The 11,986-nt window shown below is 73.3% G+C and carries 13 protein-coding genes and 1 pseudogene; 7 read left to right on the top strand and 7 right to left on the bottom strand.

Features of this window, described 5'->3' with window-relative positions; all coding sequences use genetic code 11:
- Positions 1-29: 29 nt before the first annotated feature.
- The 3 genes from V4Y03_RS25635 (at position 30) to V4Y03_RS25625 (ending at position 1,220) form a co-directional block, all read left to right on the top strand.
- Positions 30-116: a putative leader peptide gene (locus tag V4Y03_RS25635; RefSeq protein ID WP_315986099.1), complete on the top strand. Its 87-nt coding sequence runs from the start codon at positions 30-32 to the stop codon at positions 114-116.
- 163 nt (positions 117-279) lie between these two features.
- The gene (locus tag V4Y03_RS25630; protein ID WP_317875092.1) at positions 280-816 is read left to right on the top strand and encodes a cysteine dioxygenase; all 537 of its coding nucleotides are present in this window, start codon (positions 280-282) and stop codon (positions 814-816) included.
- A gap of 17 nt (positions 817-833) precedes the next feature.
- Positions 834-1,220, top strand: coding sequence for a rhodanese-like domain-containing protein (locus V4Y03_RS25625; RefSeq protein ID WP_317875091.1), 387 nt, complete (start codon positions 834-836; stop codon positions 1,218-1,220).
- A gap of 154 nt (positions 1,221-1,374) precedes the next feature.
- Here V4Y03_RS25625 and recX read toward each other — a convergent pair.
- Positions 1,375-2,052, bottom strand: a pseudogene (gene recX, locus V4Y03_RS25620) (recombination regulator RecX); the annotation flags it as partial.
- The gene (gene recA / locus V4Y03_RS25615; protein WP_332436400.1) at positions 1,946-3,082 is read right to left on the bottom strand and encodes a recombinase RecA; all 1,137 of its coding nucleotides are present in this window, start codon (positions 3,080-3,082) and stop codon (positions 1,946-1,948) included. The gene recA and the pseudogene recX, both read right to left, overlap by 107 nt.
- Positions 3,083-3,354: 272 nt before the next feature.
- Between recA and V4Y03_RS25610 the strand changes: the two genes are divergently transcribed.
- On the top strand, positions 3,355-4,116 hold the full coding sequence (locus V4Y03_RS25610; RefSeq protein ID WP_332436399.1) for a helix-turn-helix transcriptional regulator: 762 nt from the start codon (positions 3,355-3,357) through the stop codon (positions 4,114-4,116).
- Between the two features lie 32 nt (positions 4,117-4,148).
- The gene (locus V4Y03_RS25605; RefSeq protein ID WP_332436398.1) at positions 4,149-4,661 is read left to right on the top strand and encodes a DUF3291 domain-containing protein; all 513 of its coding nucleotides are present in this window, start codon (positions 4,149-4,151) and stop codon (positions 4,659-4,661) included.
- A 6-nt stretch (positions 4,662-4,667) separates the two neighbouring features.
- Here V4Y03_RS25605 and V4Y03_RS25600 read toward each other — a convergent pair whose 3' ends face one another.
- Positions 4,668-6,218 (bottom strand): IucA/IucC family siderophore biosynthesis protein, encoded by a 1,551-nt coding sequence (locus V4Y03_RS25600; protein ID WP_332436397.1) that lies wholly within the window; start codon positions 6,216-6,218, stop codon positions 4,668-4,670.
- A gap of 41 nt (positions 6,219-6,259) precedes the next feature.
- Between V4Y03_RS25600 and V4Y03_RS25595 the strand changes: the two genes are divergently transcribed.
- Positions 6,260-7,867, top strand: coding sequence for an IucA/IucC family protein (locus V4Y03_RS25595; RefSeq protein WP_332436396.1), 1,608 nt, complete (start codon positions 6,260-6,262; stop codon positions 7,865-7,867).
- A 183-nt stretch (positions 7,868-8,050) separates the two neighbouring features.
- On the opposite strand, the gene V4Y03_RS25590 is transcribed toward V4Y03_RS25595, so the two are convergent.
- Together V4Y03_RS25590 and V4Y03_RS25585 are read right to left on the bottom strand one after the other, a co-directional pair.
- Positions 8,051-9,184: an AI-2E family transporter gene (locus tag V4Y03_RS25590; RefSeq protein WP_332437264.1), complete on the bottom strand. Its 1,134-nt coding sequence runs from the start codon at positions 9,182-9,184 to the stop codon at positions 8,051-8,053.
- 420 nt (positions 9,185-9,604) lie between these two features.
- Complete coding sequence (locus V4Y03_RS25585; protein ID WP_317876235.1) at positions 9,605-9,799, bottom strand: DUF3046 domain-containing protein; 195 nt, start codon at positions 9,797-9,799, stop codon at positions 9,605-9,607.
- Between the two features lie 79 nt (positions 9,800-9,878).
- On the opposite strand from V4Y03_RS25585, the gene V4Y03_RS25580 reads away from it, so the two are divergent.
- Complete coding sequence (locus V4Y03_RS25580) at positions 9,879-10,808, top strand: hypothetical protein (protein ID WP_332436395.1); 930 nt, start codon at positions 9,879-9,881, stop codon at positions 10,806-10,808.
- Positions 10,809-10,938: 130 nt separating this feature from the next.
- Here the strand turns inward: V4Y03_RS25580 and V4Y03_RS25575 are convergent, their stop codons facing one another.
- A complete protein-coding gene (locus V4Y03_RS25575; protein WP_317876237.1) occupies positions 10,939-11,247 on the bottom strand; it encodes an AzlD domain-containing protein in 309 nt (102 codons plus the stop codon).
- Positions 11,244-11,984, bottom strand: a complete 741-nt coding sequence (locus V4Y03_RS25570; RefSeq protein ID WP_317876238.1) for an AzlC family ABC transporter permease — start codon at positions 11,982-11,984, stop codon at positions 11,244-11,246. Before V4Y03_RS25570 ends, V4Y03_RS25575 begins: the two co-directional genes overlap by 4 nt.
- Positions 11,985-11,986: the final 2 nt, after the last annotated feature.

Here is an 11,986-nt window from a genome sequence, read left to right as displayed (position 1 = left end):
CCGAGGGCGCGCATGGTGTACTCCGGAGCGTGACCGACACCTATGCGCGCCTGTGGCGGAGGGTCCATATGGACCTCGTCCGCTACGCGGGCTGCGTGTGTCGCCCGTCCTGCTGATCTCGCCCTTTCCCGCGCGCGCCCCGCCACCGGACACAGTTCCGTGTGCCCGTGCTGCCGCCGCGCGCCCTCAGCGAACCCAGGACGGTCACCCGTGTCGCCTTCGACGCCCGCCACACGCACCTCGGACAGCGCCCACAACCCGAGCACCCCGAACCCCCCTATCGATGCCGCAAGTTCGGCCGCGGCCACTTCCCGCTCCTCCGGCCCGCCGACGGAGGCGGATCTCCTCGACTTCGTCCGGCGCGCGGCGGCGGACCGGGAACTGGTCGACTCCCTCCCGCTCGATCCCGAGGGCCGTACCTGGGTACGGCTCGAAGGGCCCGGCGGCAGTGAGGCCTGGCTCATCGGCTGGCCGCCGGGCACCGGCACCGGCTGGCACGACCACGCCGAGTCGCGGGGCGCCTTCGCCACCGCACGCGGCACGCTGACCGAGCACGCGCTCGCGGTCCGGCTGCCGGCGAGCGGCTGGAAGACACTGGAACTGGCCGAGGACCTCGACCGCTCCCGCCGGCTGACGGAGGGCGCAGGCCGCGCCTTCGGCCGCCACCATGTGCACGAGGTGCTCAACGAGTCCCCGGACACCCACGCGGTCTCGGTGCACGCCTACTACCCGCCGCTCCCGCTGATCCGGCGGTTCAGCCGGACGGGCGCGGTACTCCGTCTGGAGCAGGTCGAGCGCCCGGAGGACTGGCAGTGAGCGACGAACGCGTGGGCATGGACGAACTCCTGGAACGGGTCAGGGCGGGCATCGACCGGATCGACCCCCGCGCCGCCCACGAAGCGTACGAGGCGGGCGACGCACTCCTGGTGGACACCCGCTACGCGGCCCTGCGCGAACGGGACGGCCTGATCCCGGGCGCCCTGGTCGTGGAACGCAACGAACTGGAATGGCGGCTCGACCCCCAGGGCAGCCATCGCGCGGCGGAGGCGGACAGCCACGACCTGAGGGTGATCGTCCTCTGCGACGAGGGCTACGCCTCCTCCTTGGCGACGGAGTCCCTGCGCCGCCTGGGCCTCCACCGGGCGACCGACCTGATCGGCGGCTTCCAGGCCTGGAAGAGGGCGGGCCTCCCGGTCCTCCTCCCCCGAAGCGACACCTGACAGAACGGACCGGCCTGCCGGTTCCGCCGTCCATGGCCCGGCTCCCACCCGTGCCCCGGGATTCAGCCGGAGACAGAGGCAGAGCCCAAGTCCCTGCTCCAGCCCACACCCGCTCCCCCGGCCCCGTCCGAGTCCTTCTGATCTCCCCCGGGGATCAGAAGGACTCGTCGAGACCGTCCGTGTCCTCGCCCTCGGCCTCCAGCGCCTGGCGGACGACGCGGAGGGCCATGCCCTCGGGGTACCCCTTGCGGGCGAGCATCCCGGCGAGCCGGCGCAGCCGCCGGTCGCGGTCGAGACCGCGGGTGGCTCTCAGCTTGCGGGCCACGAGCTCACGCGCCCTGGCCTCCTCCTGCTCGGAGTCGAGCTGCTCCACCGCCTCCTGGATGAGGGTCGGCTCGACCCCCTTGGTCCGCAGCTCGCGGGCGAGCGCCCGACGGGCGAGGCCCCGGCCGTGATGGCGGGACTCCACCCAGGCCCCGGCGAACGCGGCGTCGTCGATGAGCCCGACGTCCTCGAAGCGGGAGAGGACTTCCTCCGCCACCTCGTCGGGGATCTCCCGCTTGCGCAGCGCGTCGGCGAGCTGCTTGCGCGTGCGGGGGGTCCCGGTGAGCAGGCGCAGACAGATCGCCCGCGCCCGCTCAGCCGGATCCTGGGGTGACGGCTCCTTCTCGGCCCTCGACGAGTCGGGGCCGTCACCCGGCCATTCGGTGCGACCGGTCACCGGTTCAGCTCTTGACCGCGGTGGCCTTGGTCGCCTTCGCGGTCTTGCTCGCGGGTGCCGGGACGCTCTTGGCCGCGTCGTCCGCACCGGCTGCGTCGGCGGCGCCCGCCCCGTCCGTCGCCGTCTCGGCCTTCGCGGCCTCGGGCCGGACGCCGACGCCCAGCTTGTCCTTGATCTTCTTCTCGATCTCGTCGGCGAGGTCGGGGTTGTCCTTCAGGAAGTTACGGGCGTTCTCCTTGCCCTGGCCGAGCTGGTCGCCCTCGTACGTGTACCAGGCACCGGCCTTGCGCACGAAGCCGTGCTCCACGCCCATGTCGATCAGACCGCCCTCGCGGCTGATGCCCTGGCCGTAGAGGATGTCGAACTCGGCCTGCTTGAAGGGGGGCGCGACCTTGTTCTTGACGACCTTGACGCGGGTGCGGTTGCCGACCGCGTCCGTGCCGTCCTTGAGGGTCTCGATGCGCCGGATGTCGAGGCGCACGGAGGCGTAGAACTTGAGGGCGCGGCCACCGGTCGTGGTCTCCGGCGAGCCGAACATCACGCCGATCTTCTCGCGGAGCTGGTTGATGAAGATCGCGGTGGTCTTGGACTGGTTGAGCGCGCCGGTGATCTTCCGGAGCGCCTGGCTCATCAGTCGGGCCTGGAGGCCGACGTGCGAGTCACCCATCTCGCCCTCGATCTCCGCGCGCGGGACGAGCGCGGCGACGGAGTCGATGACGATCAGGTCGAGGGCGCCGGAGCGGACCAGCATGTCGACGATCTCAAGAGCCTGCTCGCCACTGTCCGGCTGGGACAGGATGAGGTTGTCGATGTCGACGCCGAGCTTCTTGGCGTACTCGGGGTCGAGGGCGTGCTCGGCGTCCACGAAGGCCACCTGGCCGCCGGCCTTCTGGGCGTTGGCCACGGCGTGCAGGGTCAGGGTCGTCTTACCGGAGGACTCCGGTCCGTAGACCTCCACGACACGGCCGCGCGGCAGGCCGCCGACGCCGAGGGCGATGTCGAGGGCGGTCGATCCGGTGGAGATCACCTCGATCGGCTCCTGGACGCGGTCACCCATGCGCATCACGGCGCCCTTGCCGAATTGGCGTTCAATCTGTGCGAGCGCGGCGTCGAGCGCCTTCTCGCGGTCGGTTCCTGCCATGGGTTCCACCCGGTTTGCTTGAGTCGATCGCTTCATGTGAAAGACGCTAACCCCTGCCACTGACAATGGGCCCCGACGTCCCCTCCGGCCTGTGGACAACTCGCCGACAAGCCCGCGATTCCAGGGGCCGGACTTCCATGAGAATGGATGTTCGATTTCAGTGTCAAGCATGCCACGCGGGCGGGCGGGAGTCCGGCCGGGCCCGCCGCGCCCCGGCCGGGCCCGGCCTCCGGCCTTCTAAATCCAACCCTCGTTGTTCCTAGAATGGCCGGGTGAAGGACATCGACGCGATCGCCGTACTGCAGGACCCGGTGCGCCGCCGCCTGTACGAGTACGTGGCCGCCCAGGGGCGCGAGGTCGGCCGCAACGAGGCCGCCGAGGCGGCCGGTGTGGCCCGCACGCTCGCCGCGCACCACCTGGACAAGCTGGCCGAGGCCGGGCTGCTGGAGAGCGGCAGCCGTCGCCTGACGGGCCGCTCGGGGCCGGGGGCGGGCCGCCCCGCGAAGGTGTACACGCGGGCGCGTGCCGAGCATTCCGTGTCACTGCCCGCCCGCGACTACCGCACCGCCGCCGAGCTGCTGGCCGAGGCCGCCGAGCAGGCCGGCCTCGACGCCGGCCTCTGCGCCGCCGCGCGCCGCCGGGGCGAGGCCCTGCGCGGCTCCGCCGCACCCTGCGGCGACCTGGAGGAGGCCATGACGATACTGGCCGCCCGGGGCTACGAACCCCACCTGGAAGGCGCCGCGAGCACCCCGTACGAGCAGGGCGCCCCGCACGAGCAGGGCACCCGGGACGGGCAGGACACCCCGGACGACCCGCCCGCCGAAGGCCCGGCCGAAGCCCCCGCACCCGTCGTCCGCATGCGCAACTGCCCCTTCCACTCCGTCGCCGAACGCTTCCCTCCCCTCGTCTGCGGCATGAACCTCGCCCTGCTGGAAGGGCTGCTCGGCACGGACGGCCCCGTCCGCGCCCGCATGGACTCCCGCCCCGGAGAGTGCTGCGTCGTGGTCGAAGCTTCTAAAAACAATGAAGATTGACATAGAAAAGCGGGCCGTGCTGGGATGAGGCCATGACCGCCTCCGCGCACCCCGCGCCCGCCGCCCACCTCGCCCAGCTCAACATCGCGACGCTCCTTCACCCCCTCGACGACCCGCGCCTCGCCCCGTTCGTCGACATGCTCGACACGGTCAACGCCGCCGCCGACGCCGCGCCCGGCTTCGTGTGGCGGCTCGTCGAGGACGGGGCGGTCGACGCCACCGGTCTGCGCCCGGCGGGCGAGGACGTCATCGTCAACCTGTCGGTGTGGGAGTCCCAGGACTCCCTGTGGGACTTCACGTACCGCAGCGGGCACCTGGAGGTGATGCGGCAGCGCCGCGACTGGTTCGAGCGGCACGTCTCGGCGCACCTGGTGCTCTGGTGGGTGCCCGCCGGTCACGTCCCGACCGTCGGCGAGGCCCTGGAGCGGCTGGCGGACCTGCGGGCGAACGGACCGTCCCCGCGCGCGTTCACCTTCGCCTCCGCCCACTCCGCCGCCGAGGCGGACCGGCACCGTCGCTCCGGGGCCTCGGCCCCGGCGCTGTAGAACCCCCTACGAGGGCCGCGGCAGCACCGTCCACAGGTCCCCGCCCCGCCCCTCCAGCCGCATCAGGGTGAGCGCCTTCGCCGGGAGCGGTTCCGTACGCAGGGCATGGGCGTCCGGGGTCGGGGGAAGGTCCGGGGCGACCGCTTCCAGGATCGCGCCGAGGGTCGGCGCGTCACCGGCCAGCGGGCCGAGCGCGCCCGTGACCACGCTGCCGAGGACCTTGCGGCGGAGCGTGTCCGGGTCGTCGTTCAGGAGCCGGCCGCTGAGGTGCGGGGCCGCGATGCCGTGCCGGGCAAGGCGGGCGGGGCTGATACGGATGTCGGCGAGGTCGCGGTAGACGAGTCGCCGGGGACGGCATCCGGCGTCGACGACCACGAGCAGGTTCTGCCCGTGCGCCTCCAGGGCCACCCCGAGGTCGAGCAGCTCCAGGCAGACGCCGAGGGCCAGCCGCGCGAACCCGACGACCCTGCGCAGCCGTTCGTCCGGGGTGTGGGAGGCGAGGAGTTCGGGAAGCGCGGCCACCGGCAGGACCCTCTCCCCGGCCGCCGTGTCCGCGTACACCTGCGGCGACTCGCGCAGGAGCGCCGCCAGGTCGGCCGTTCCCGCCCCCGCCGCCGCCGGGGTGCGGGCGATGTGGAGACGGCCCTCGAACCGCCCGGCGAGCCGCTCGGCGAACTCCGACGTGGCGACGGCGTGCGCGACGGTGTACGCCGAGATGTCCCGTACGGTCGAGGTGAGCCGCGTACTCAGCGCCGTCTTGACGTGCGTGCCCCCGCCCAGGTCGAGCGTGCGCAGCGACAGCAGCGGATGCGCGTCGGGACCGGGCCGCAGCGCACGGCCGGACCCCCGTGCTCGGCCGTGCAGGATGTGCGCGGCCTGCCAGGGATGGACGGGGATCAGTACGCGGGCGCCGTCGCGGAGTTCGGCGGGCCACGCCCCCGACACGGCCGCGCCCTCGACCGGGGCCAGCCACAGGGGGACGACGGGCCGGTGCTCGGGCGCGTACGCCAGCTGTTCGGCCGCGGAGAAGCCCGGCCGGGAACGGCAGCAGGGATGGTACGGATGCCCATCGGTCTCCCGCTGCTCCCACTCCCACGGCTCCGCTGCGGACAGGGCGGCGACGGGACGCCGGGGCGCCGTGCGCGAGAGCGCCATCGACGCGACGCTGTGGTCGAGTTCGGCGGCCAGCCGCGCGCCTCCCGGTACGGCCAGGGCGGCCATCAGCTCAGCCGGATGGTCGAACCGGCGCCCGTCGAGGTCGAGTCCTGTCGCCGAAACCGCCGCCGTCGATACGGCTGCCGGCGCCGCCGCCGTCGCCCAGGGGTCCGAGATCGGACCGCGCAGCCGCCGCCCGTCCGCCAGCCGCAGGGTCAGGCCCTCGCGGTCGGCGGTACGGGCCGTGACCCAGGGCAGCGGCTCATGGACGAGACCGCGCCACAGCCGGGTCAGCACCGCGCTCCTCGCCCCCGGAAGCCCCGCGGTGTACGCGGCCGTGAGGTCCGGGCGGACGGCAGCCAGCTCGGCGGCGAGCACCCGTTCCGCAGCGGTTCGGCACATGGGGATGTTCTATCGCGGCCCGACCCGGTCCACACATACTGATGTCGATGGACACACTCTCGCGGACCGCCGACACGCTGGCGGTGACGCCCCTGCTCAACTGCCTGCTCCGCGAGACCACGGACCCGGCGGAGGACCCGGACCCGGCCCTGCCCCCTGCCCCACACCCGGCGGCCACTCCGGCAGTCACCCCCCGGCGCTCCGTCCACCGCCTCCGCGCCACCGGCCGCCTCCTCCGCGTCCGCCCGGGTCACCGGCCCTCCGGCCCCGAGCTGTGGACGGGCCGCGCCTGGCAGGCCCTGGACCATGCCCGGCTCGTCGACCTCGCCTCCGAGGAGATGCGCGCCACCACCGGCCGGTCCAATCCCGCCCTGGCCGCCGAGATGGCCGCCAGCCGCGCCGCCGTACGGGCCGTCCTCGCCGCCCGCGCCCGTACGGCACCACCCGAGGACCCCTGGCTCCGCTCCGAGCAGGCCCTCGTCATGGGCCACCCGTACCACCCGGCCCCCAAGGCACGTACCTCCGAGGGCTCCCCCACCTCCTGGCTGCGCTACGCCCCCGAGGCGTACGCCCGGTTCCCGCTCGTGCTGCTCGGCGTACGCGAGGACGCGGTGGTCGAGGACGGTGACACCCGGGCCCTGGACGCCCTCGGCGAGGCCCCGCCCGGCTACCGGCTGCTCCCGGCCCACCCCTGGCAGCTCGAACTCTCGGACCGGGCCCCCCGGCTGCGCTCCGCCTTCGCCGAGGGCCGCCTCGTCCGGCTGGGCAGCACGCGCGGACCGGCCCGGCCGACCTCGTCGGTGCGCACCGTGTACGTCCCCGGGGACGGCGCCCACGCGCGCGAGGACATGTTCCTGAAGTTCAGCCTCGACGTCCGGATCACCAACGACATCCGCCGGATGCGCCGGCACGAACTGCTCCACGTACGCCGTACCGACCCGCTCGTCACCGCCGCGTTCACTGCCATGGACGGCCCGGCGTCCTGGCTCAGCGACCGCGGCTACCGCACGGTGGACGGTCTCTTCGAGACCTGCGCCGTCCTCGTACGGGACGGCCTCGACCGCCATCTGGTGCCCGGCGCGACGGCGGTCCTCACGGCCGCGCTCTGCGAGGGCTTCCCCGGCAACCCGCTCGACCGGCTGACCGATCCGCGGGCCTGGTGGTCGGCTTATCTGCGGTGCGTGGTACCACCGGTCCTGGAGGCGTTCGCCCGCTTCGGCGTCGTCGTGGAGTGCCATCTGCAGAACACCCTGATCGCCGTGGACGGCCGGGGCACCCCCGTCCAGTCGGTGTTCCGCGACGCGGAGGGCGCCAAGACCGTTCCCCCGATGCCCCGCGAGGCGGCCTGGCAGCGGCTCGTCTACTGCCTCGTCGTCAACAACCTCTCCGAGGTCGCCGACGCCCTCGACGACCGGTTCCCCGGTTCCGCCGCCGCCCTCTGGACCCTGGCCCGCGACGAGTTCGAACGGAGCGGACGACTGCCGGGGCTCCCCGACATCGCCGGCCTGCTCGACGCGCCCGCCCTCCCGGGCAAGGCCAACCTGCTCTCCCGCTGGATCAGGGCGGAGGGAACGGCCCCGCACTACCTTCCCGTCCCCAACCCTCTCGCGAACAGGACCGTCGACAGCGCCACGCGCGCGCGTACGTGAGGAAGGCCGCTTCCTCGGCAACGAGGTCCGGCTCGTCGCTCGTGGCCGTCCAGGCCTGGATCTGGCACGCCTTCCGGCACCGGGTCACCGGACCGTCGTACCTCTGACGTCCCCGTCACCGGACCGTCGTACCTCTGACCTCCCGGTCGCGGAACCGTCGCTCTCCTGAGACCCGGGCCAGGTTCAGGCGCCCTCGTCCTGCGCCGCCTCCTTCTTGTGGTGCAGCGCCTTCTGGAGCCGGGCCACCACCGCCTCGCCGTACCGCCGGTGGCCGTGGACGCGCGGGTCGTCCGTCACGTCGTACCGCTTCACGTACGCACCCAGGAAGGCCTGGAGGGTGGCGACGGCCGGGATGGCGATCAGGGCGCCGACGGCGCCGAGCAGCGCCGTCCCCGCGATGACCGAGCCGAACGCCACCGCCGGATGGATGTCCACCGTCTTCGAGGTGAGCTTCGGCTGGAGCACGTAGTTCTCGAACTGCTGGTAGATGACCACGAAGCCGAGCACCCACAGCGCGTACCAGGGGTTGACGGTGAACGCGATCAGCATGGGCAGGGCGCCGGCCAGGTAGGTGCCGATGGTCGGGATGAACTGCGAGACCAGACCGACCCACACGGCGAGCGCCGGCGCGTACGGCACACCAAGGATCTCGAAGAGCACGAAGTGCGCGACGCCCGAGATGAGGGCCATCAGACCGCGCGAGTACAGATAGCCGCCGGTCTTGTCGACCGCGATCTCCCAGGCGCGCAGCACCTCGGTCTGCCGGGCCGGCGGCAGGACGGAGCAGAGCCCGCGCCGGAGCCTGGGCCCGTCGGCCGCGAAGTAGAACGAGAACAGGAAGATCGTCAGCAGCCGGAAGAGTCCGCCGAGGACGGTGGCGGAGACGTCGAGGACGCCGGACGCGCTGTTCTGCACGTACTTCTGCAGCCAGTCGGAGCTCAGGACGCTGTCCTGGACCTCGACCCTCGACAGCTCCGTGTGGAAGGTCTGGTTGATCCAGTTGATCACCGAGTCGAGGTACTTGGGGAAGTTCTCGACCATGTCCACGATCTGGCCGGCCAGCATCGACCCGAGGAGGACGACGAAGCCGACGCCGAAGACGAGGACGGCGAAGAAGACGAGGAAGGTGGCGAGGCCGCGCCGCATTCCGCGCGCCGCCATGCGCCCGACCGCCGGCTCGATGGCAAGGGCGAGGAAGAAGGCGAGCAGGATGTTGACGAGGAGGCCGACGAGCTGGTGGAAGGCCCAGTTGCCGAGCAGGAAACAGGCATAGAGCGCGAGGGCGAGGACGAGCGCGCGGGGCAGCCAGCGCGGCATCCGGGCCGCCTGCCCGACGGGCGGGGACGGCTGATCGGCGGGCACGGGTGCCTGGCCGGGCACGGACGCCTGGCCGGCGGGCGCAGGCGTCCGACCGGCGGGCACGGGTGTCACGCCGCCGGCGTCGCCTCTGCCGGGCGGCGCCACGGGAGCGGTCGCCTCGGCGGATTCGGCCGATTCGGTTGAGGCGGTCAGGTGTGTCGCGTCGGTTTCGTCAGTCGGAGCCACCCCGCCAGTCTCGCGCACCGCACGGACATTCCACCCGGGACCCCGCACATCACCGTTAGTCACCCCGTGATTCGCCGCCCGGCCACCCCTCGTCGGCCGACGGTACGTACGCGGGTACGGGGACGGGGACGGGGACGGGGACGGGGACGGGGACGGGGACGCGACGGGTACGGGTACGCGCCCTGCTCGCCGCTACCGCTTGTCGGCGGGTACGTCGACGGCCACGCACACGGCCCGCCAGACGTCCTTCGCCTCCCAGCCGGCGTCCAGCGCATCGCGTACCGTCCGGCCTCCCAGTTCCGCCATCACATGGTCGCGCGCGAAGGACTCGGCGTACGACGCACCGAAGTGGTCGGCCATCCGTTCCCAGAAAATCGTCAACCGCATGACCTCAGTATCCCGCTCCGAAGAGTGCAGCCCGCCCCGCAGGCCTTGTCACCGCGGCTTTCCGCCCTACCGTCGGAGCATGGCCGAAAAACCCCTCCCCTCCTCGCCCTCGACTCCCGTGGCCCGCGCCGGACGCTTCGTCTGGCTGACGGCCCGCGTCCTCGAACAGCGCCGGTTCGCCTACCACTTCCTGCGGGGTGGCGCGGATCAGGTCGAGACGGCCCTCACGGCGTATCTCAACGAGGACGGCGGCTACGGCCACGCGCTCGAACCCGATCTCCGCGGACCGGTCAGCCAGCCGCTGCACACCGCGCACGCCCTGCGCGTCCTCGACTCGATCGGCCGGTGCGGCGGACTGCGCGTGGAGCGGATCTGCCGCTACCTCACCGCCGTCTCCACCCATGACGGCGCGCTCCCGGCGATCCACCCGTCCCAGCGCGGCTACCCGTCGGCGCCGTTCGTCCCGGTCGTCGACTCCCCGCCGAGCGCGCTGCTCACCACCGGCCCTGTGGTCGGGCTGCTGCACCGCAACCAGGTGTGGCACGCCTGGCTGTTCCGGGCCACCGAGTACTGCTGGGCGGCCGTGGAGTCGATGGAGAAGTCCCATCCGTACGAGATCGAGGCCGCGGTCGCCTTCCTGGACGGGGCGCCGGACCACGCGCGCGCGGAGGCGGCCGCCGACCGTCTCGGGCGTCTCGTACGTGAGCAGCGGCTCGCGGTCCTGGACCCGGACCGGCAGGACGACTACCCGGTGGCGGACGGGTACGCGCCGGGAGAGCTCCACTTCCCGCACGACTACGCGCGCGTGCCGGACTCGCTGGCCGCGCGCTGGTTCACCGCGGAGGAGATGTCCCGCTCGCTGGACCGGCTCGCGGCCGACCAGCAGGAGGACGGGGGCTGGCCGATCCACTGGCGCTCGTGGGCCCCGGGCTCGGCCCTGGAGTGGCGTCCGATCGTCACGGTGGAGGCCCTGCGCACGCTCCGCGCCCACGGCCGCGCCGTCGACTGACCGGGAAACCCGCCGCCTCCGCCCCACACGACCCCGGAAGTCCGCCATCCTCCGCCCCGCGGCGCCCCTCCGCCGCCTCCGCCGCCTCCACCCCCACCGACGCCGACACCGACGGAGCCGACGGGCCGCATCACCCTCCCAGCGCCCGTACCCCCGCCGTGACGAGTACGGCGGCGCCCACGACGACCAGGAAGGGAGCCCGCAGGACCAGCGCGACGGCAGCCGCGGCGAGCCCGGCGGCGCGGGCGTCGAGGACCAGGTCGCCGCCCGCGCTGAACGTCTGCTGGGCGGTGAGCGCGGCGAGCAGCGCGACGGGGAGCAGCGCGGCGAGCCGCTGGACGAGGGGGCGTTCCAGTGCCCCGGCGGGGACCAGCAGACCGATCAGTTTGACCAGGTAGCAGCCGCCCGCGGTCAGGGCGATGGCGATCCAGACGTTCATCGGGAGTCCTCCGAAGGGGCGGGCGGGCCGGTGCGGCGGCCCCGGAACCAGAGCACCAGGGGCGCGGCGAGGGCCGCCGCGAGGACCGGGACGCCGGCGGGCAGCACGGGCAGCAGCCCGAGGCCGAGCAGGACGGCGAGCCCGGCGGTGGCCCGCTCGGTCGTGGACTTCAGCATGGGGGCGAGCAGGGCGAGGAAGACGGCGGGGCCGGCCGCGTCGAGCCCCCAGGCCGCCGTGTCGCCGAGCGCCTCGGCGCCGAGCGCGCCGAGCAGCGTGGTCACGTTCCACAGGACGTACAGCGTGAGCCCGGTGACGGTGAAGCCGATCCGGGCGGCCCGGCGGGACGGCTGCGCCAGCGCGACGGCGGTGGTCTCGTCGATCACCCAGTGCGCGGCGAACGGCCGGACGGCCTTCGGCACGGCGAGCAGCTGGGAGAGCCGCAGCCCGTAGAAGGCGTTGCGGGTGCCGAGGAAGAAGGCGCCGGCGGCGGCCGTGAAGGGGTTGCCGCCCGCGGCGAGCGCGCCGACCAGGGCGAACTGCGAGGCTCCGGTGAAGACCAGGAGGCTGAGGAGGCAGGTCTGGAGGACGCTGAGGCCGGAGCCCGCCGAGGTCACGCCGAAGGCGAAGCCGGAGAGTCCGACGGCGACGCCGACGCCGAGGGCGTCGCGGACGACGGCAGCGTCGGGTTTGGACGGTGTGCCGTCGCGTATCACGGGAGGTGCTGTCTGTTCTGCCACGT

The sequence above is a fragment of the Streptomyces sp. P9-A4 genome (assembly GCF_036634195.1).
GTDB lineage: Bacteria > Actinomycetota > Actinomycetes > Streptomycetales > Streptomycetaceae > Streptomyces.
Note: the sequence above shows the minus strand (reverse complement) of the source record. Positions and strands in the feature narration are given on the sequence as shown.

What these genes read in the sequence shown, in the direction of transcription:
- V4Y03_RS25590 (WP_332437264.1), bottom strand. Translation starts at nt 9,184, where the DNA reads ATGCCGCGCTGGCTGCCCCGCGCGCTCGTCCTCGCCCTCGCGCTCTAT.
- V4Y03_RS25595 (WP_332436396.1), top strand. Translation starts at nt 6,260, where the DNA reads ATGTCGATGGACACACTCTCGCGGACCGCCGACACGCTGGCGGTGACG.
- recA (WP_332436400.1), bottom strand. Translation starts at nt 3,082, where the DNA reads ATGGCAGGAACCGACCGCGAGAAGGCGCTCGACGCCGCGCTCGCACAG.
- V4Y03_RS25605 (WP_332436398.1), top strand. Translation starts at nt 4,149, where the DNA reads ATGACCGCCTCCGCGCACCCCGCGCCCGCCGCCCACCTCGCCCAGCTC.
- V4Y03_RS25580 (WP_332436395.1), top strand. Translation starts at nt 9,879, where the DNA reads ATGGCCGAAAAACCCCTCCCCTCCTCGCCCTCGACTCCCGTGGCCCGC.
- V4Y03_RS25625 (WP_317875091.1), top strand. Translation starts at nt 834, where the DNA reads ATGGACGAACTCCTGGAACGGGTCAGGGCGGGCATCGACCGGATCGAC.
- V4Y03_RS25575 (WP_317876237.1), bottom strand. Translation starts at nt 11,247, where the DNA reads ATGAACGTCTGGATCGCCATCGCCCTGACCGCGGGCGGCTGCTACCTG.
- V4Y03_RS25600 (WP_332436397.1), bottom strand. Translation starts at nt 6,218, where the DNA reads ATGTGCCGAACCGCTGCGGAACGGGTGCTCGCCGCCGAGCTGGCTGCC.
- V4Y03_RS25585 (WP_317876235.1), bottom strand. Translation starts at nt 9,799, where the DNA reads ATGCGGTTGACGATTTTCTGGGAACGGATGGCCGACCACTTCGGTGCG.